This is a genomic window from Polaromonas eurypsychrophila (genome assembly GCF_014641715.1).
Classification (GTDB): Bacteria; Pseudomonadota; Gammaproteobacteria; order Burkholderiales; family Burkholderiaceae_C; genus Polaromonas; species Polaromonas eurypsychrophila.
Genome location: NZ_BMIG01000014.1, coordinates 1 through 18,336, shown reverse-complemented (window position 1 = coordinate 18,336; position 18,336 = coordinate 1). Strand labels below are relative to the sequence as shown.

The 18,336-nt window shown below is 61.4% G+C and carries 15 protein-coding genes; 10 read left to right on the top strand and 5 right to left on the bottom strand.

Annotated features, from left to right (window positions below; translation table 11 throughout):
- Positions 1-102: 102 nt before the first annotated feature.
- From IEX16_RS16175 to uraH, 4 genes are all read right to left on the bottom strand, one after another.
- Entirely contained in the window at positions 103-642 is a 540-nt protein-coding gene (locus tag IEX16_RS16175; protein WP_188709523.1) for a hypothetical protein, read from the bottom strand.
- Between the two features lie 225 nt (positions 643-867).
- Positions 868-2,235, bottom strand: a complete 1,368-nt coding sequence (locus tag IEX16_RS16170) for an HlyD family type I secretion periplasmic adaptor subunit (RefSeq protein ID WP_188709522.1) — start codon at positions 2,233-2,235, stop codon at positions 868-870.
- 337 nt (positions 2,236-2,572) lie between these two features.
- Positions 2,573-4,759: a peptidase domain-containing ABC transporter gene (locus IEX16_RS16165; protein ID WP_188709521.1), complete on the bottom strand. Its 2,187-nt coding sequence runs from the start codon at positions 4,757-4,759 to the stop codon at positions 2,573-2,575.
- 236 nt (positions 4,760-4,995) lie between these two features.
- Entirely contained in the window at positions 4,996-5,349 is a 354-nt protein-coding gene (gene uraH, locus IEX16_RS16160) for a hydroxyisourate hydrolase (protein WP_188709520.1), read from the bottom strand.
- Between the two features lie 73 nt (positions 5,350-5,422).
- On the opposite strand from uraH, the gene IEX16_RS16155 reads away from it, so the two are divergent.
- The 4 genes from IEX16_RS16155 to IEX16_RS16140 all read left to right on the top strand — a co-directional run bounded on the left by IEX16_RS16155 (position 5,423) and on the right by IEX16_RS16140 (position 10,230).
- Positions 5,423-6,088, top strand: coding sequence for a GntR family transcriptional regulator (locus tag IEX16_RS16155; RefSeq protein ID WP_188709519.1), 666 nt, complete (start codon positions 5,423-5,425; stop codon positions 6,086-6,088).
- Between the two features lie 104 nt (positions 6,089-6,192).
- A complete protein-coding gene (puuE, locus tag IEX16_RS16150) occupies positions 6,193-7,122 on the top strand; it encodes an allantoinase PuuE (RefSeq protein ID WP_188709518.1) in 930 nt (309 codons plus the stop codon).
- 2 nt (positions 7,123-7,124) lie between these two features.
- Positions 7,125-8,906: a 2-oxo-4-hydroxy-4-carboxy-5-ureidoimidazoline decarboxylase gene (uraD, locus tag IEX16_RS16145; protein WP_188709517.1), complete on the top strand. Its 1,782-nt coding sequence runs from the start codon at positions 7,125-7,127 to the stop codon at positions 8,904-8,906.
- Positions 8,907-8,982: 76 nt separating this feature from the next.
- Positions 8,983-10,230 (top strand): M20 family metallopeptidase, encoded by a 1,248-nt coding sequence (locus tag IEX16_RS16140; protein ID WP_188709516.1) that lies wholly within the window; start codon positions 8,983-8,985, stop codon positions 10,228-10,230.
- A 79-nt stretch (positions 10,231-10,309) separates the two neighbouring features.
- On the opposite strand, the gene IEX16_RS16135 is transcribed toward IEX16_RS16140, so the two are convergent.
- Positions 10,310-11,224 (bottom strand): LysR family transcriptional regulator, encoded by a 915-nt coding sequence (locus IEX16_RS16135; protein ID WP_188709515.1) that lies wholly within the window; start codon positions 11,222-11,224, stop codon positions 10,310-10,312.
- Positions 11,225-11,335: 111 nt separating this feature from the next.
- On the opposite strand from IEX16_RS16135, the gene gcl reads away from it, so the two are divergent.
- The 6 genes from gcl to IEX16_RS16105 all read left to right on the top strand — a co-directional run bounded on the left by gcl (position 11,336) and on the right by IEX16_RS16105 (position 17,855).
- Positions 11,336-13,123, top strand: coding sequence for a glyoxylate carboligase (gene gcl / locus IEX16_RS16130; protein WP_188709514.1), 1,788 nt, complete (start codon positions 11,336-11,338; stop codon positions 13,121-13,123).
- A 12-nt stretch (positions 13,124-13,135) separates the two neighbouring features.
- A complete protein-coding gene (hyi, locus tag IEX16_RS16125; RefSeq protein WP_188709513.1) occupies positions 13,136-13,915 on the top strand; it encodes a hydroxypyruvate isomerase in 780 nt (259 codons plus the stop codon).
- Positions 13,912-14,814: a 2-hydroxy-3-oxopropionate reductase gene (locus IEX16_RS16120; protein WP_188709512.1), complete on the top strand. Its 903-nt coding sequence runs from the start codon at positions 13,912-13,914 to the stop codon at positions 14,812-14,814. Before hyi ends, IEX16_RS16120 begins: the two co-directional genes overlap by 4 nt.
- A gap of 295 nt (positions 14,815-15,109) precedes the next feature.
- A complete protein-coding gene (locus tag IEX16_RS16115) occupies positions 15,110-16,141 on the top strand; it encodes an ABC transporter substrate-binding protein (protein WP_188709511.1) in 1,032 nt (343 codons plus the stop codon).
- A 105-nt stretch (positions 16,142-16,246) separates the two neighbouring features.
- Positions 16,247-17,095 (top strand): ABC transporter ATP-binding protein, encoded by an 849-nt coding sequence (locus IEX16_RS16110; protein WP_188709510.1) that lies wholly within the window; start codon positions 16,247-16,249, stop codon positions 17,093-17,095.
- Positions 17,088-17,855 carry an ABC transporter permease gene (locus IEX16_RS16105; protein WP_188709509.1) on the top strand — a complete coding sequence of 256 codons (768 nt, stop codon included), beginning with the start codon at positions 17,088-17,090 and terminating at the stop codon, positions 17,853-17,855. Before IEX16_RS16110 ends, IEX16_RS16105 begins: the two co-directional genes overlap by 8 nt.
- Positions 17,856-18,336 lie beyond the last annotated feature (481 nt).

Below are 18,336 nucleotides of genomic sequence, written 5' to 3'. Positions count from 1 at the left end.
ATGCGTTCCGCGACGCTTGGAACTTCTGAGTGGGCGCGATTCGAGATGCGGACAGCATCAAGACATGGCCTTCGGCCAAATTAAAAAGTTGTTGCGCATTGTTCATCGAAATATCCTCGGCTTATTGATTGATAAATCAAACGGGGGCGAGTTGACGTAGGTCGCTGATGCAAGATCACTACCGCTGCCAACAAAGCGCGAGCAAGGGTGCTGTGAAGCTATGGGTGAAAAGGACTTCAACCATGCTGGCTCTCCACCGTGGCGTGCGTATTCGATTTGGCGCGACAAAATCTTCTGGTCGCTTTGCCGGAGGATCAAAACTTCTGCTCTAACAACTGCAGGATTGCCTTTCAGAAAATACTCGGTTGCGCCCTGCCTCGTCACATAAGCATGGCTCAGGTCGGGCGGGCTCTGTTCACGTGGCGTTTGAGGAAGCTCTCCTGGTACCTTGAAGTAGCTTGCAGGCGCTTCAACTCGCTCGTAGATGTAGATGCCCGCATCCTTCTCGCAAAGTTGATCGACCAGTTTGTCCGCTTTATCTATTTGCCATTGGCTGTACGGGCAGGAGGCCAAACCAGCCACAAACGCCAGCGTGATGGTCCAGGGTAACAAGCGTTTTACGAGGGCAAGGACGTTGGGCATTCAGCACTCCTGCAACAAACTGCCACCAGACGGATGCCACTGTGTTGGACAATCTGAAATTGTCCCGCAGCGCTCATGTTTTTAACGTGCACCCGACCAGTGTCGTAGGAAGGGTGCCGTCTTTTTTCTGCGCATTGGTGTCGTCGATGGGTCTTTAAAGACTTCGGTTTCCTCATAACGACTTGTCCTTGTTAGAAAATTTTGAATCAGCTTTCAACACTCGTTTCACCGCTCCCTCCCCGCCTCAGCCGACACCTTTTGCACCGGGCTCAGCAAATACTCCATGATGGTGCGGCGCCCCTGGTGGATTTCTGCGGCGACTTGCATGCCCGCCTCCAGGCCCTTGCGCTGGCTGGTGTCACCGTTGAGGGATTCCAGAAATTGCGTGTCCAGCTTCACCAGCGCTTTGTAGCCCTGCGGTACGGCCTGGCCGGGATTGTTGGTGGTGTTTGATTGCGCGTCGGGCGCCAGGGTTTGAATGCGCCCTTCTATCAAGCCGTATTTTTGAAAGGGGTAGGCAGCGACCTTGACGCGAACCTGCTGGCCTGTCTGCACAAAACCCACGTCTTCATTTTTTACCTGCACCTCGGCCAGCAGTTGTTCGCCCTTGGGCACCAGGGTCAGCAAGACCATGCCGGGCTGAACCACGGCGCCCTTGCTGGTGGTGGCCACGTCTTTGACGATGCCGGCTTGTGGCGCCTTCAGCTCCAGCAAGCCGGTCTTGTAGCCCATCTTTTGCGTGTCTTGCTCCAGCTTGGCGAGCTGGCCCATGGCCTCAGTGCGCTCTATCAACAGCTGGCTGCGGAAGGTGCTGGACAGGCCGGCGATTTTTTTGTCTTGCGCGGTGATGGTGGACAGCAGGCCCTGCACGGTGGCGGCCTGCGCCTTGAGGTCTTGGGACTTTTCGATGGCCTCGCGCTCTTTGTCGTTGCCGGCTATCGGGCTTAAAAACCCTTCTGCCACCAGCTTGCTGTGCGCCTTGGCGCTTTGCTCGTAACTGGGCAAGGTGGTCTTGAGTTTGGTCAGGGTCTCTTGTGCGGCGCGAAGCTCGTTTTGCGCGCGCTCGCGGGTGGCCACTTCTTGCGCCAGCGCATCGGTAAAGGCTTGGCGGTGTGCGTTGGCTTGGGCTTGCACCTGGGTAATCATGGCGGGTTCATCGCCGTCCTTGATGGCCAGCGGTGTGCCCGCCAGTTCCGAGTCCACGCGCCGGAGCGTCAGGCGCTTCAAAGTCAACTCGCTGGCCAGGCTGCGGCTGTCGGCGCCTGTCATGGTCGGGTCCAGCCGGATCAGCACCTGCCCGGCTTGCACCTGGTCGCCCTCTTTCACCAGAATGTCGGACACCACGCCGGCCTCCGCCGGCTGCACAATTTTTGTGTAGCTGATAGGCACCAGCTTGCCTTCGGCCACGGCAACGATGTCTATCTTGGCGAAGATGGCCCAACCCAGCAAGATGGTGAAGAGCACGGCGACGAGGTAGAAAATCAGCCGCGGCAGCTTGGGCATGGGGCTTTCCTGAATGGCCAGCAGGCCGGGGGAAAACTCGGCCGCGTCTGGCAGCAGGCGTTTGGTCAAGGCTTGGGTCAAGTTACTCATGCCACTTCACCCAGCTCGGTGCGTGCAATACGCCTTTCTTGCTCCCTCGCCCTTTGGGAGAGGGCTGGGGTGACGGCCAGGAGCAATACTGTTCGTTTGGCTGTCATTGCGGGCTTGACACGCAATCCACGCTTCGCAGGCCACTGCCTTGGTTCATGCGGCATGGATCCCGGATCGAGTCCGGGATGACAGCCAGGGTCGGGGATGGCAACAGAACTTGTCATTGCGGGCTCGACCCGCAATCCATGCCCGCGCGTCATGGACGCCGGATCAGAGCCTGCCCCGGACTTGATCCGGGGTCCGGCATGACAGTGAAGCAGGACGAGCTGCGTAGTTATCATGCAACCGCCTTCGGCTGAATGACCTTCTTGAGGTGCCCGCCGCCAATCACAAAAATCTCGTCCACCTGCAGGGTCTTGGGCAGCGCGTGCGTGACAAACAACATGCTGACCTTGCCGCGCAAGGCGTTGACGGTGGTGGCAAAGGAGTTGGCGGTTTGTGCGTCCAGCGCGCTAGTGGCTTCGTCAAAAATCAGCACCTTGGGTTTTTTGAGCAGCGCACGGGCAATGGCCAGGCGCTGCTTTTGCCCGCCAGACAAGCCGGCGCCGCGCTCACCAATTTCAGTTTGGTAGCCTTGGGGCAGCGCCTGGATGGCATCATGAATCTCCGCCATCTGGCAGGCTTGGACCACCTGGTCAAAGCTGGCGTGCGGGTTGGCCATGATCAGGTTGTCGTACACCGTGCCGCTGAACAGCACCGTCTCTTGCGGCACCACGCCAAAGTTGGCGCGCAGCTCATTGGCGCTCAGGTGCAGGATGTCGATGCCATCGACTTTTATTTGCCCCTCGGTCGGCCGGTAAAAGCCTTGCAGCAGTTTGGTCAGCGTGGATTTACCGGTGCCGCTGGGGCCCATGATGGCGACGGTTTGGCCGGGCGTGATCGTGAGGTTGACGTTGCGATACAGCAGCGGCAAATCAGCCGCATAACGAAAGCCGATGTCTATCAGCTCTATCTCGCCGCGCGCCTCGCTTTTGCGGCTGGGCGCCAGGCGGTAGGGCTCGGGCGGCACGTTCATCAAATCACCTAGCCTGTCCACCGCCAGGCTGGCTTGCTGAAACTGCTGCCACAGGCCGACCATACGCAGCATGGGCTGGCTGAGCTTGCCGGCAAACATCTGAAAGGCCACCAGCATGCCTATGGTGAAGACGGTGCCTGTACCCGCAGCCAGAGAAACGGTGTCTGGGTGCATGACGATCCACGCGCCTGTCACCAGGATCAGCAGCGTCATCATCTGCTCCAGCGTGTTGGCCACCACGTTGTAGGTGTTGGCGATCTGTTTGGTCTGAAAGCCTGACTGCAGGTAGGTGGCCAGGTAGCCGTCATACCGGGTTTGTAGTTGCGGCTCAAACTGCAGGCTTTTGACGGTTTCCAGTCCCGCGATGTATTCGGTCAGGAAAGCCTGGTTGCGGGCGCCCAGCATGAACTGCTGGTTCAGACGCGTCTGGAAAATGGGCGCCACCAGAAACGAAAGCAGCGCAATGACGGTCAGAATGCCCAGCACGATAAGTGTCAGCGTGACCGAGTAATAGAACATCACGCCCATGCAGATCAACAAAAACGGCAGGTCCAGAATGATGGTGACTGCTGCCGAGGCAATGAACTCGCGTATGGTCTCTACCCCATGCAGCCGCGCCGCAATGACGCCGGTGGGCCGGTTCTGAAAATATTTGGGCGGCAGGCGGAACAGGTGCTGGAAAACCGCCGCACCCAGCACCGCATCGACCCGGTTGCCGGTGTGCAAAATCGCATACTGGCGCACCCAGGTCAGCAGCGCAGTAAACAGCATGAACACCACCATGCCTATGCCCAGGGAAATCAGTGTGCTCTCGGTGCGATGCACCACCACTTTGTCGATGATGGCCTGGGTAAACAGGGGCAGGCCCAGCGCCAGCAGTTGCAGCACCAGGCTGGCGCCCAGCACTTCATGCCACACCTTGCGATGCTTGAGCAGCTCTGGCACAAACCAGCTGAAGCCGAAGGACGGACCGGCAGCCGAAGCAGCGTCAGGGTCGCGCACGGCTTCGTCTTCAGAATAAAGCAGCACAGCCTGGCCGCTCAGGGTTGGTGAAAATTCGGCCCTGGGCGTGGTCAGCGGCGCCTGGCTGTTGGCCGGCAGCCAGACCACCTGGTCACTGCTGACTGCAACCACAACGCCCAGTGTGAAGGCGGACGGCGTGATGTCGGGGACGCCTTCTGCCGCATCTGCATCTGCATCTGTAGACGGCGTGCTGGCATCACGCAACTCCACCAGCAAGGGCATGGGCAACTGGTCGAGTACCTGAGGGGCTATGGCGCGAAGCTGCGTCTTGAAACCCAGGCCACGCGCTGCGCGCACAAGCGCGGCTTCGTCATACGGCGGCGGAAACTGCTGCAGCAACAATTGCGCATCAAACGGGCGGCGGTGCACCGCGCACAAGGTTTGCAGCGCCCACACAAAATCCGCTTGTGCATATTTTTTTTGCATTGCTCCCTAACCCACAATGCCTTGCGGGTCCTCCCTCAATTCGTATGCGCGAAGCATTCGTTTGAAACATCGCGAACGATGCTGATTTATCTACAAAACGAGGGAGGCGTTTGGTTGACCCCTGTCAATATTGACAGGGGTGCGACGCAAACCAAGGGTAATTACTGTGTAATTGGCATTACACGGAAAGGATTCTGATCGGAGCCCGCAATGACAGGCAAACACGTCGCACCTCTTCACGACCCCCGATACGTGGAATAACTCCACGGACTGACCAGCAGCGGCACATGGTAGTGCTGGCGGGTATCGGCAACGCCGAAATCCAGGCTCACCTTGTTCAGAAAGTTCGGCTCCGGCAGGGTCACGCCGCGCGCGGCGAAGTAGGCCGCCACATCGAACACCAGCCGATAGGTGCCACGCTGCAGGCTGCTGTTGTCATAAAGCAGGCCGTCCGGGTTGCGGCCATCGCTGTTCAGAACAAAGGACTTAACCAGCGTTGCCTGCGCGCCGCTGGTGGTGTACAGCTCCACGGCCATGCCGGCGGCCGGCGTGCCGTGCATGGTATCCAGCACATGTGTGCTCAGGCCCATTGAAGTTTCCCCGGTGGTATGTCGTGAACAGAAGTGTATACACTTTTTCGGGCTTTGAGCTATCATCTGGCGCATGGAAACCTCGACCACCAGCGCCATCGTTGAAGCGCTGACGCGCGCCATCGTTGATCACCGCCTGCATCCGGGCACCAAGCTTGCGGAACAGAAGCTGGCCGACCATTTTGGCGTGTCGCGCACCCTGGTGCGGCAGGCCCTGTTCCTGCTCTCGCAAAACCGGCTGATCCGGCTGGAACCCGCACGCGGCGCCTTTGTCGCGGCGCCGGCCGTCAACGAAGCGCGCCAGGTGTTTGCCGTGCGCCGCATGCTGGAAGCCGAAATGACACGCGCCTTTGTGCGCGAGGCCACGCCGGCGAAGATACGCGCACTCAGGGAACATGTGGCACAGGAAAAAGCCGCCGTGGCCAGCAACGATGTGGCCGGCCGCACCGAGCTGCTGGGTGACTTCCATGTGCGCATGGCCGAACTGATGGGCAACGAAGTGCTGGCGCAAATGCTGGGCGAGCTGGTGTCTCGCTGCGCGCTGATCACGCTGATGTACCAGAGCGCCAGTGCAGCCGAACACTCGAGCGAGGAACACGCCGAGATTGTCAAGGCGCTTGCCGCCAAAGACGAGGAGCTCGCCGTGCGCCTGATGGACGAACACCTGCTGCATGTCGAACAGAGTTTGACCTTTGACCGCAAGGTCCCGAGCAACGATATCTCCATGGCACTTTCATGACCACTTCTGCCGGCAACCCAGCACAATTTTCCGCCGGGCCGCCCCAAGGAAAATTAGCCCCCTCGGGGGGCAGCGTAGTACGCGAAGCGACAAGCGTGGGGGCAATGTCTTACCCCAGAGATTTGATCGGTTACGGCCGCACGCCGCCGCATGCGCAGTGGCCGAACCGGGCGCGCATCGCCGTGCAGTTTGTGCTGAACTACGAGGAAGGCGGCGAAAACTCGGTGCTGCACGGCGACGCTGGCTCGGAGCAGTTTTTATCGGAAATGTTCAACCCGCCGAGTTACCCCGAGCGGCACCTGACGATGGAAGGCATTTACGAATACGGCTCACGCGTGGGCGTCTGGCGCATCCTGCGCGAGTTTGAAAAGCGCAATTTGCCGTTGACCGTGTTCGGCGTCAGCATGGCGCTGCAACGCCATCCGGAATTGACGGCAGCGTTTGTCGAACTCGGTCACGAAATCGCCTGCCACGGCCTGCGCTGGATCAACTACCAAAGTGTGGACGAAGCCACCGAGCGCGAACACATGCGCCTTGGCATGGACATCATCACGCAGATGACGGGCCAGCGCCCGCTCGGCTGGTACACCGGCCGCGACAGCCCACGCACGCGCCGCTTGGTCGCCGACGATGGCGGCCTCGCGTACGACAGCGACTATTACGGTGACGACCTGCCCTTCTGGATGAAAGTAGCCCGCAGCGACGGCGAAGTGGTGCCACGGCTGGTCGTCCCGTACACGCTGGACACCAACGACATGCGTTTTGCCCTGCCCCAGGGCTTTTCGCAAGCCGATGATTTTTTCACCTACCTGCGCGACAGCTTTGATGCCCTGTACGCCGAGGGCGACCCGGACGGCATGAACGCGCCGAAGATGCTGAGCATAGGCATGCACTGCCGCCTGCTGGGCCGGCCCGGTCGCATCGTGTCGCTGCAGAAATTCCTAGACCACATCCAGCGGCATGAGCGTGTCTGGATCTGCCGCCGCATCGACATTGCCCGGCACTGGCAACACGTCCACCCTTTCAAAGATTGACCATGGCCCTCATACTGGAACACATCAACACCGCGCCGATCGCCGAGGCTGCCTCACTGCTCGACGGCTTGTATGAACACTCGCCGTGGATAGCCGAAGCGGCGCTCGGGCAGCGGCCCTTCCGGTCCCTGCCGCAACTCAAACACGCGATGGCGCGTATTGTTCACGACGCCGGTCGCGAGGCGCAACTGGCCCTGATCCGCGCCCATCCCGAACTCGCGGGCAAGGCCATGGTCAGCCAGGCGCTGACGGCTGAATCGACGAATGAACAGAACCAGGCGGGCCTGACCCACTGCAGCCCCCAGGAGTTCGAAAAAATCCAGGCGCTCAATGCCGCGTACGACACCAAATTCGACTTTCCCTTCATCCTCGCAGTGCGCGGCCCGCGCGGCACCGGACTGGCACGGCAAGAGATCATCGCCACGTTCGAGCGGCGCCTGGCCAATCACGCCGACTTCGAGTTGGCCGAGTCGCTGCGCAACATCCACCGCATAGTGGAACTGCGCCTGAACGACAAGTTCGGCATAGAACCCCGGCTGGGCCACCAGGTCTGGGACTGGCAGGAAGCACTGAGTGCCTTCAGCGACCCCGGCTACATCGAGAAAGGCCAGCTCACGGTCACCTACCTGACCGACGCGCACCGTTCGGCCGCCGGCCTGATCAGCCAGGCCATGCGCGACAGCGGCTTCGACGAAGTCACGATCGACGCCGTCGGCAACGTGGTGGGGCGGTACAAAGCGTCGAAGCCGGGCGCCAAAACCCTGATGACGGGTTCGCACTACGACACCGTGCGCAACGGCGGCAAATACGACGGGCGCCTGGGTATCTTCACGCCCATGGCCTGCGTGGCCGAACTGTCGCGCCGCGGCGCGCGTCTGCCCTTCGACTTCGAAGTCATCGGTTTTGCCGAGGAAGAAGGCCAGCGTTACAAGGCCACTTTTCTCGGCTCGGGTGCCTTGATCGGCCAGTTCAACCCGGTCTGGATGGAGCAAAAAGACGCAGACGGCATCAGCATGCGCGAAGCCATGCAACACGCAGGCCTGCCCGCAACGCTGGAGGCCATCAAAGCGCTGCAGCGGAATCCATCGGACTACCTCGGCTTTGTGGAAGTCCATATCGAGCAGGGCCCGGTGCTCAACGAACTCGACATCCCGCTGGGCATCGTCACCTCGATCAATGGTGGCGTGCGTTACCTGTGTGAAGTGACCGGCATGGCCAGCCACGCCGGCACCACACCGATGAACCGGCGCCGAGACGCCGCCGTGGCGGTGGCCGAACTCGCCCTGTATGTGGAGCAACGCGCTGCCCGCGACGGCGACTCGGTCGGCACCATCGGCATCCTGAACGTACCCGGCGGCTCCACCAATGTGGTGCCGGGCCGCTGCCAGTTCACGCTGGACCTGCGCGCGCCCAACGATGCGCAGCGTGACGCCATGGTCAGCGACGTGCTGGCAGAACTGGGAGCGATTTGCGAGCGGCGCGGCGTGTTTCACACAGCGGAAGAAACCATGCGCGCAGCAGCCGCTCCTAGCACGGCGGAGTGGCAGCAGCGCTGGGAGCGTGCCGTGGACAGCCTGGGTGTGCCCATCTATGCAATGCCCAGTGGCGCCGGCCACGACGCCATGAAGCTGCACGAGGTCATGCCGCAGGCCATGCTGTTTGTGCGCGGGCAGAACGCCGGCATCAGCCACAACCCGCTGGAAAGCACCACCAGCGACGACATCGACCTGGCCGTCCAGGCCTTCCAGCATCTACTGAACCAACTCGCGACAGAGACCTCATGACCGCAGCGCAGAACCGCTTCAAGCAAGGTCGCGCCCCCTCGGGGGGCAGCCCTGTAGTTCAAGGCGTGGGGGCCTTATGACAAACGACGACAAGCTGGACGCCTGGATCGATACCCACTTCGACGAAGAAGTGCGCTTCCTGCAGGAACTGATCCGCGTCCCCACACCAACCCCGCCTGGCGACAATGCGCCGCATGCCGAACGCACCGCCGAGTTGCTCAAGGCTTTCGGATTCGAGGCAGAGAAACACCCGGTACCGGCTGCTGACGTGCAGGCTTACGGGCTGGAGTCGCTGACCAATTTGATCGTGCGCCGTCCGTACGGCAAAAGCCGCAAGGATGGAGAACGACCGGGTCCGGTCGTGGCGCTCAATGCCCATGGCGACGTGGTGCCGCCCGGCGAAGGCTGGAGCTGCGACCCGTATGGCGGGGAAATAAAAGACGGCAACATCTACGGTCGCGCCTCAGCCGTCAGCAAGTCCGATTTCGCGACCTTCACATTTGCGGTGCGTGCACTCGAGTCGCTGGGCCTGCCGTTGAAGGGTGGTGTGGAATTACATTTCACCTATGACGAAGAGTTCGGCGGCGAGATGGGACCCGGCTGGCTGCTGCGCAACAAGCTGACTCGTCCCGACCTGCTGATCGCCGCCGGCTTCAGCTATGAAGTGGTCACAGCGCACAACGGCTGCCTGCAGATGGAAGTCACCGTGCACGGCAAGATGGCGCATGCGGCGATACCGGCCAGCGGCGTCGATGCCCTGCAGGGTGCCGTGCAGATTCTGAACGCGTTATATGCGCAGAACACACTGTACAAAAAAGTCAGCTCGCAGGTCACCGGTATCACCCACCCTTATTTGAACGTGGGCCGCATCGAGGGCGGCACCAACACCAATGTCGTGCCCGGCAAGGTGATGTTTAAGCTGGACCGCCGGATGATCCCCGAGGAGAATCCGGTCGAAGTCGAAGCAAGCATCCGCAAGGTGATTGCCGATGCGGCGGCCCTGAGCCCCGGCATCGAGGTCGAAATCAAGCGTCTGTTGCTGGCCAACGCGATGAAGCCGCTGCCCGGCAACCAGCCGCTGGTCGATGCCATCCAGAAACACGGGCAGGCCGTGTTTGGCGAGCCGATTCCGGTCATGGGCACGCCGCTATACACCGATGTGCGCCTGTATGCCGAAGCCGGCATTCCGGGCGTGATTTATGGCGCCGGACCGCGCACCGTGCTGGAGTCCCACGCCAAACGCGCTGACGAACGCCTCGCGCTGGAAGATCTGCGCAAGGCGACCAAGGTGATCGCGCGCACGCTGCGCGAGTTGCTGAGTTGATAAAGCTCCATTTTTGATAGCTGTTTATGTAGGCCGGACAAGGGCTTGGGGCCTTTTTTCTTCATAAAAAAGGGTTGCTTCAGGCTTTCGGCAAGGTCTCCCACCAGCGTTCGGCGAACCTGCCCTGCAGATAGGCTACAAAGGCCTGCACCTTGCCCGGCACCAGCTTGGGTGACGGAAACACGGCGTGGATCTCCTGCTCCGGGAGGCTGTGGTCGGCGAGTACTTCCAGCACCTGCTCCGAGGCCAGCGAATCGGCCGCCACATAACGCGGCATGGCGGCAATACCCAGGCCGTTGCGCGCCGCCGCCAGCACCGCCGACAGGTTGTTGGACCGCAAACGGCCGGCCACCGGCACCGTGACCGCTTCGCCCTTGGGCGAGATCAGGCGCCAGACATCGTCCCCGAGCACGCTGCTGTAGATCAGCGCGGCGTGACCGCTCAGGTCCCTGGGCTTTTTCGGTGTGCCGTATTTCTTGAGATAACGCGGCGCCGCCACCATCACCCAGGGATTGACGCCCAGGTAACGCGACCCGAGGCTGGAGTCGGCGAGCTTGCCCATGCGCACCGCCACATCCAGGCCCTGCGACACCAGGTCGGTGTAGCGGTCCTCGAAGCTCAGGTCCAGCTGAACCTGCGGGTGCCGTTTCATGAAGTCGAGTGCCAGCGGCACGATCACGCGCCTACCAAACGCCACCGAGGTGCCAATGCGCAACATGCCCTGGGCCTGGCTCTGGCGCAGTCGCACGATGTTGTCGGCCTCCTCGGTCTCGCGCACGATGATCTTGCACTTCTCGTAATACAGCGCGCCGGATTCGGTGAGGCTCACGCCGCGCGTATTGCGGTTGAGCAGGCGCACATTCAGGCGCTCCTCGGTGGCCGCGATCTGTTTGGAGACCGTGGGCTGGGTGGTCGAAAATTCACGCGCAGCTTTCGAGAAGCTGCCGGTTTCCACCACCCGCACAAACATGTGCATGACCTGCAATCTGTCCATGGCCTGATGATAGTCACTTATTCCGCCACGGAATAGCTTTTATGGTTTGCGCGCCCCTTCTGCGTTGCCGCCCTGCTGCCTACAGTCGAACCTCCACAAAGGAGACAAGACATGGCAAGAATGACAGCCGCCCAGGCCGCAGTCTGGGTTATGGAAAAAGAAGGCGTGACGCAGGCCTTTGGCATCCCCGGCGCGGCGATCAACCCGCTGTATTCCGCGCTGCGCAAGCAGGGCACGATCAGCCACATCCTGGCGCGCCACGTCGAAGGCGCCTCGCACATGGCTGAGGGTTACACGCGCGCCGCTGCCGGCAACATCGGCGTCTGCATCGGCACCTCCGGCCCGGCCGGCACCGACATGATCACCGGTCTGTATTCGGCTCAGGCAGATTCCATTCCGATTTTGTGCATCACCGGCCAGGCACCCCGCGCGCGCCTGCACAAGGAAGACTTCCAGGCCGTGGACATTGAATCCATCTCCAAACCGGTGACCAAGTGGTCGGTCACCGTGCGGGAGCCGGCGCTGGTGCCGCGCGTGTTTCAGCAGGCTTTCCATGTGATGCGCTCGGGCCGTCCCGGCCCCGTGCTGATTGACCTGCCCTTTGACGTACAGATGGGCGAGATCGAGTTCGACATCGACACCTATTCGCCGCTGCCGGTGTACAAGCCGGCGGCAACACGCGCACAGATCGAGAAGGCGCTCACGATGCTCAACGAGGCGGACAAACCGCTGATCGTGGCTGGCGGCGGCATCATCAATGCCGATGCGTCAGAGTTGCTGGTGCAGTTTGCCGAGCTCACCGGCATCCCGGTGATTCCCACGCTGATGGGCTGGGGCACCATCCCGGACGACCATCCCCTGATGGCCGGCATGTGCGGCCTGCAGACCAGCCACCGCTATGGCAATGCCACCATGCTGGCCTCGGATTTTGTGATCGGCATCGGCAACCGCTGGGCCAATCGCCACACCGGCTCGGTCGAGGTTTACACCAAGGGCCGCAAGTTTGTGCACGTGGACATCGAGCCAACCCAGATCGGCCGCGTGTTCTCGCCCGACTTTGGCATCGTGTCGGATGCGAAAGCCGCGCTGGAATTATTTATTGAAGTTGCCACAGAATGGGCGGCACAGGGCAAGCTGAAGGACCGCGGCGAGTGGGCATCGGCCTGCCGCTACCGCAAGGGCACCATGCTGCGCAAGACTAACTACGACAGCGTGCCCATGAAGCCGCAGCGCGTCTACCAGTGCATGGTCCGCGCCTTCGGCGAAGACGTCTGTTACATCAGCACCATCGGCCTGTCGCAGATCGCCGGCGCGCAGTTCCTGCATGTCTACAAACCACGCCACTGGATCAACTGCGGCCAGGCCGGCCCGCTGGGTTGGACCGTGCCAGCGGCGCTGGGTGTGCGCGCTGCCGACCCGACCCGCAAGATCGTGGCCCTCTCCGGCGACTACGATTTCCAGTTCATGATCGAGGAACTGGCCGTGGGCGCGCAGTTCAAGCTGCCCTACATCCACATGGTGGTCAACAACTCTTACCTCGGGCTGATCCGGCAGGCGCAACGCGGCTTCGAGATGGACTACTGCGTGCAGCTCGGCTTTGACAACATCAACACCGACCAGGATGAACCGGTCCGGGCTTATGGTGTGGACCATGTCAAGGTGGTTGAGGGCCTGGGCTGCAAGGCCATCCGTGTGCATCGGCAGGAAGAACTCGCGCCAGCCATCAAGCAGGCCGAAGCCTGGATGAAGGAGTTCCAGGTGCCGGTGGTGATCGAGGTGATCCTCGAGCGTGTGACCAACATTGCCATGGGCACCGAGATCGACAACATCATCGAGTTCGAGGACCTGGCCGCCAGCCGGGAAGATGCCCCCACCGCCGTTGCCGCAATGTTGGACTAATCCGGAAACAGAATGCCCAAATTCGCCGCCAACCTCACCATGCTCTTCACCGAGCTGCCCTTCATGGACCGCTTTGCCGCCGCACGGGCAGCCGGTTTTGACGCCGTGGAGTATCTTTTTCCCTACGACTACAGCACCGAAGAACTTGTCTCCGCGCTGAAGAAAAACGGCCTCCAACAGGTCCTGCACAACCTGCCGGCGGGCGACTGGGCCGCCGGCGAGCGAGGCATCGCCTGTCACGCCGGCCGCACCGCCGAGTTTCGCGAAGGTGTCAACCGCGCGATCACCTACGCCACGGCACTGGGCTGTCCGCAGGTCAATTGCCTGGCCGGCAAGCTGCCGGAAGCCGCCAGCAGCACGCTGGCCCATGCCACCCTGGTGGCCAATTTGCGTTTCGCGGCATCGGCGCTGGAGGCTGCCGGCATCCGGCTGCTGATCGAGCCGATCAACACATTCGATATTCCGGGCTTCTTTCTGTCACGCACCGACCAGGCGCTGGCCATCCTGGACGAAGTGGCATCGCCCAACCTGTTCGTACAGTACGACATTTACCATGCGCAGCGCATGGAGGGCGAGCTGGCCAGCACCCTCGGCAAGCACATGGCACGCATCGGCCATATCCAGCTGGCCGACAACCCTGGACGCAACGAGCCAGGCACCGGCGAGATCAACTACACCTGGCTGTTCAAACACATCGATGCTGCTGGCTACTCGGGCTGGATCGGTTGCGAATACAAACCCAAAACCACAACGACCGAAGGCCTCGGCTGGCTGGCAGGAGCAATGACATGACCAAATCAGGACTGAAGCTCGGTTTTATCGGGCTCGGCATCATGGGTGCGCCCATGGCCTTGCACCTGCTCGAAGCCGGCCACATGCTGTTTGTCAACACCATCGGCAAAGTGCCACCGGAACTGGCCGACAAGGGTGCAACCATCTGCACCACCGCACGCGGCGTGGCCGAGCGCGCCGACATCATCTTTGTGATGGTGCCCGACACGCCCGACGTGGAGGCCGTGCTGTTCGGCGACGACGGCGTCGCATCGGGATTGTCAAAAGGCAAGACCGTGGTCGACTGCAGTTCCATCGACCCGATTGCCACACGCGGTTTTGCCAAAAAGATCCAGGCCCTCGCTTGCGAATGGCTCGATGCGCCAGTGTCCGGCGGTGAGGTAGGTGCCAAGGCGGCCAGCCTGACCATCATGGTCGGCGGCGAGCCTTCGACATTCGACCGGGTCAAGCCCCTGTTCGACTTGATGGGCAAGAACGTGACGCTGGTAGGCGGCGCCGGCGACGGGCAGGTCTGCAAGGTGGCGAACCAGATCATTGTCGCGCTGACGATTGCCGCCGTCGGCGAAGCGTTGGTGTTCGCCTCCAAAGCCGGGGCCGACCCGGCCCGCGTGCGCGCCGCATTGATGGGCGGCTTTGCGTCTTCACGCATTCTTGAAGTGCATGGTGAACGCATGATCAAACGGACCTTTGCCCCTGGATTCCGCATAACACTGCACCAGAAAGACCTGAACCTGGCCCTGCAGGGTGCCCGTGCACTGGGCATCGCGCTACCGCAGACCGCCGGCGCGGCGCAATTGATGCAGTCCTGCGTTGCGCTCGGCCATGGCCAGGCCGATCATTCCGCTCTCGTCAAGGCGCTGGAAGCCATGGCCCAGCACCCGGTGGCGCCAGACGCCTAGGTTCCAACCGGCGGTCACCCAACAGGGCAGGCAATAACAGCCAGCCCTTTTTTGGTTGTGCGCCTGCGGCCGGCGGCCTTGCCCGGCCAATCCGGAATAAACCCGGGGCCAGACGCCCCGAATCGCCCGGCTTACCCCGTTTTAAGGGGTATCTACGGAGGCTTGGCCGCGCCCATCCCGGCCAACTTGTCCGAGAATAGAGCCTGAAAATAAACTGTACAAACCATGTTTACAAACGCACAGGCATTGTTTTTGCTTGGTTTAAGCAGCCGATTCATTTTTATCTGGAGTTCCCATGACAAAACGCGTTTTCATCCAAACCCTGGCCGCGCTGGCGGTCACTGCCGCCACGTGCAGTAGCGCCTTTGCCCAAAACACTCCGATCAAGTTCCAGCTCGACTGGCGTTTTGAAGGTCCTGCCGCGTTGTTTGTCACCCCGGCCGCCAAGGGTTATTTCAAGGATGCCAAGCTCGACGTCACGATTGACGCCGGCAACGGCTCGGGCGGCACCGTCACGCGTGTGGCCTCGGGCAGCTACGACATGGGTTTTGCCGACCTGGCCGCGCTGATGGAATTCCACGCCAACAACCCCGACGCCGCCAACAAGCCAGTCGCCGTCATGATGGTCTACAACAACACGCCGGCGTCGGTCATGGCATTGAAGAAATCCGGCATCAAGACCGTCGCCGACCTCAACAACAAGAAACTCGGTGCCCCGGTGTTTGACGCGGGCCGCCGCGCCTTCCCGATTTTCGCCAAGGCCAATAACATTACTGGCGTGCAGTGGACCGCCATGGACCCGCCGCTGCGCGAAACCATGCTGGCCCGCGGTGACGTGGATGCCATCACCGGCTTCACCTTCACCTCGCTGCTCAATCTCGAAGCCCGCGGCGTCAAGGCCGAAGATGTGGTGGTGCTGCCTTATGCCGAGAACGGCGTGAAGCTGTACGGCAACGTCATCATCGCCTCGCCGAAAATGATCCGGGAAAATCCTGCCGCCATCAAGGCCTTCCTGCTTGCCTTCACCAAAGGCGTGAAGGACGTGATCGCCAAGCCGGCGGCCGCGATTGAAGATGTCAAAGCACGCGACGGCATCATCAACACCGCGCTCGAAACTCGTCGCCTTCAACTGGCCATCGACACCGTGGTCAACAGCCCGGACGCACGCGCCGAAGGTTTCGGCCAGATCCAGGGACCACGCCTGTCGCTGATGGCTTCCCAGGTGTCGGATGCCTTCAACACCAAGACGCGCGTGAACCCGACCGCCATCTGGAATGGTTCTTTCCTGCCCACCATCGCGGAACTGAACGTCCTGCCGAAAAAATAAGCCACGGTGCGCTGCAGCTTCTGCCTGCGGCGACAATCAGACACGGCCAGCTTTCACCCGGAACGCTGGCCGTTGCCTTGACTGAATCACGAATCCACATCCACCATGCACGACACGCAAGACGCCAATTTTGTTGACTTCCAGGACGTCTGGCTGGCCTACAACGACGAGCTGCTGGCACAAAACCACTTCGCTGTGGAAGCCATTGACCTCAAGGTGCGCGAGGGCGAGTTCATCGCCATCGTGGGCCCGTCGGGTTGCGGAAAGTCCACCTTCATGAAGCTGACCACCGGGCTGAAGATGCCGTCGAAGGGACGCATCCTGATCGACGGCCAGCCCGTCACCGGGCCGCTGAAGATTTCCGGCATGGCTTTTCAGGCGCCCTCGCTGCTGCCCTGGCGGACCACGGTTGACAACGTGCTGCTGCCGCTGGAAATCGTCGAGCCCTTCCGCAGCCAGTTCAAGTCCCGGCGCAAGGAGTTCGAGGAACGCGCGCGCAAGCTGCTGCAAAAAGTCGGCCTCGGCGGCTATGAAGACAAATTTCCCTGGCAACTCTCGGGCGGCATGCAGCAGCGCGTCAGCATCTGCCGCGCACTGATCCACGAGCCCAAGATGCTGCTGCTTGACGAACCTTTCGGCGCGCTCGACGCCTTCACGCGCGAGGAACTATGGTGCATCCTGCGCGACCTCTGGATCGAGCAACGCTTCAACGTCATCCTGGTTACCCACGATCTGCGCGAGTCGGTCTTCCTGGCCGATACCGTCTATGTGATGAGCAAGAGCCCAGGCCGTTTTGTGGTCAAGCGCGAGATCGACTTGCCGCGCCCGCGCGACCTTGAAGTAACTTATACCCAGGCCTTTGGCGACATCGTGCACGAGTTGCGCAGCCACATTGGGGCCATCCGCACACCCGTCATCAACCCGGCGCCGGCCACGGAAGGCAGCCATGAGTAAAAAACAGATTGAACGCTGGTCCCCGTTTGTGCTGCTGGCGGCCATCATTGCGCTGTGGCAGGCGGTGGTTACCCTCTTCGACATTGCCGAATTCATCTTCCCGGCCCCGCTGGCGATTGCCCAGGCCATGGCCGAGTTCGCGGGCCCGATTGCCCAGGCCGCCTGGAAAACCTTCTGGGTCACCATGGTCGGCTTCGGCCTGTCCATCGTGGTCGGCGTGATGCTGGGCTTCCTGGTCGGCTCCTCGCGCCTGGCCTACGCCGCGGTTTACCCTTTGTTGGTGGCCTTCAACGCCGTGCCCAAGGCGGCCATCGTGCCCATCCTGATCGTCTGGTTTGGCATCGGTGTCGGTCCCGGCATACTCACCGCCTTTTTGATCTCCTTCTTCCCCATCACCGTCAACATGGCCACTGGCCTGGCCACACTGGAGCCCGAGCTCGAAGACGTGTTGCGCGTGCTGGGCGCCAAACGCTGGGACGTGCTGATCAAGGTCGGCCTGCCGCGCTCCATGCCTTACTTCTACGGCTCGCTCAAAATCGCGATCACGCTGGCTTTTGTCGGCACGGTACTGGCCGAGATGACGGCCGGTGATTCCGGCATCGGCTACCTGATGCTCAGCGCCGGCTCGCAGCAGCGCATGGCGCTGGCCTTTGCCGGGCTGGTGGTGATCGGTGCGATGGCGATGATCATGTATGAGCTGTTCAGCTACATCGAGAAACACACCACCGGATGGGCACATCGGGGCACGCAGGGCGATTGAGGCCGCCCGGCCTGCGGTTTATGCATCGAATCGGTCTCTAGCCCCTGGGGGACGAGGGGAAGCAGCTATTGAATTCATAGCGAATCGTGCGTTACGCTGCTGCCGTGGATTGCTTTGGACAGCAGATCTGACTCCACACTCCCAACCCCCCGCCCTTCCCTCGCCCCGCTGGGCGAGAGAAGGGAGCCTCATTTGGTCGCGTGCACTGCGCTCGCGTGCAAACATGACGGTCTCTTGGGATTCCCGTGCAGGAAGCGCTGCGCGCTTCCTGCACTCCGGACTTGAATCCGCGTTGGTATTTTTTTCTTTCCCTCTTCACCCGTCGGGCTGGGCCGAGGAGCACAGCCGAAAACGAATCAGGGCGAGCGATTGTCTGAGGCGCTAGCCGAGTTCGAGCGAGACCCCGTTTTTGGCGAGCACCGCAGGTTGCCCGCAGCGAAGCGAAGGGATCCGGACCATCGGGTCTTTCTTTTAGCGACGC

What these genes read in the sequence shown, in the direction of transcription:
- IEX16_RS16175 (WP_188709523.1), bottom strand. Translation starts at nt 642, where the DNA reads ATGCCCAACGTCCTTGCCCTCGTAAAACGCTTGTTACCCTGGACCATC.
- IEX16_RS16170 (WP_188709522.1), bottom strand. Translation starts at nt 2,235, where the DNA reads ATGAGTAACTTGACCCAAGCCTTGACCAAACGCCTGCTGCCAGACGCG.
- IEX16_RS16165 (WP_188709521.1), bottom strand. Translation starts at nt 4,759, where the DNA reads ATGCAAAAAAAATATGCACAAGCGGATTTTGTGTGGGCGCTGCAAACC.
- uraH (WP_188709520.1), bottom strand. Translation starts at nt 5,349, where the DNA reads ATGGGCCTGAGCACACATGTGCTGGATACCATGCACGGCACGCCGGCC.
- IEX16_RS16155 (WP_188709519.1), top strand. Translation starts at nt 5,423, where the DNA reads ATGGAAACCTCGACCACCAGCGCCATCGTTGAAGCGCTGACGCGCGCC.
- puuE (WP_188709518.1), top strand. Translation starts at nt 6,193, where the DNA reads ATGTCTTACCCCAGAGATTTGATCGGTTACGGCCGCACGCCGCCGCAT.
- uraD (WP_188709517.1), top strand. Translation starts at nt 7,125, where the DNA reads ATGGCCCTCATACTGGAACACATCAACACCGCGCCGATCGCCGAGGCT.
- IEX16_RS16140 (WP_188709516.1), top strand. Translation starts at nt 8,983, where the DNA reads ATGACAAACGACGACAAGCTGGACGCCTGGATCGATACCCACTTCGAC.
- IEX16_RS16135 (WP_188709515.1), bottom strand. Translation starts at nt 11,224, where the DNA reads ATGGACAGATTGCAGGTCATGCACATGTTTGTGCGGGTGGTGGAAACC.
- gcl (WP_188709514.1), top strand. Translation starts at nt 11,336, where the DNA reads ATGGCAAGAATGACAGCCGCCCAGGCCGCAGTCTGGGTTATGGAAAAA.
- hyi (WP_188709513.1), top strand. Translation starts at nt 13,136, where the DNA reads ATGCCCAAATTCGCCGCCAACCTCACCATGCTCTTCACCGAGCTGCCC.
- IEX16_RS16120 (WP_188709512.1), top strand. Translation starts at nt 13,912, where the DNA reads ATGACCAAATCAGGACTGAAGCTCGGTTTTATCGGGCTCGGCATCATG.
- IEX16_RS16115 (WP_188709511.1), top strand. Translation starts at nt 15,110, where the DNA reads ATGACAAAACGCGTTTTCATCCAAACCCTGGCCGCGCTGGCGGTCACT.
- IEX16_RS16110 (WP_188709510.1), top strand. Translation starts at nt 16,247, where the DNA reads ATGCACGACACGCAAGACGCCAATTTTGTTGACTTCCAGGACGTCTGG.
- IEX16_RS16105 (WP_188709509.1), top strand. Translation starts at nt 17,088, where the DNA reads ATGAGTAAAAAACAGATTGAACGCTGGTCCCCGTTTGTGCTGCTGGCG.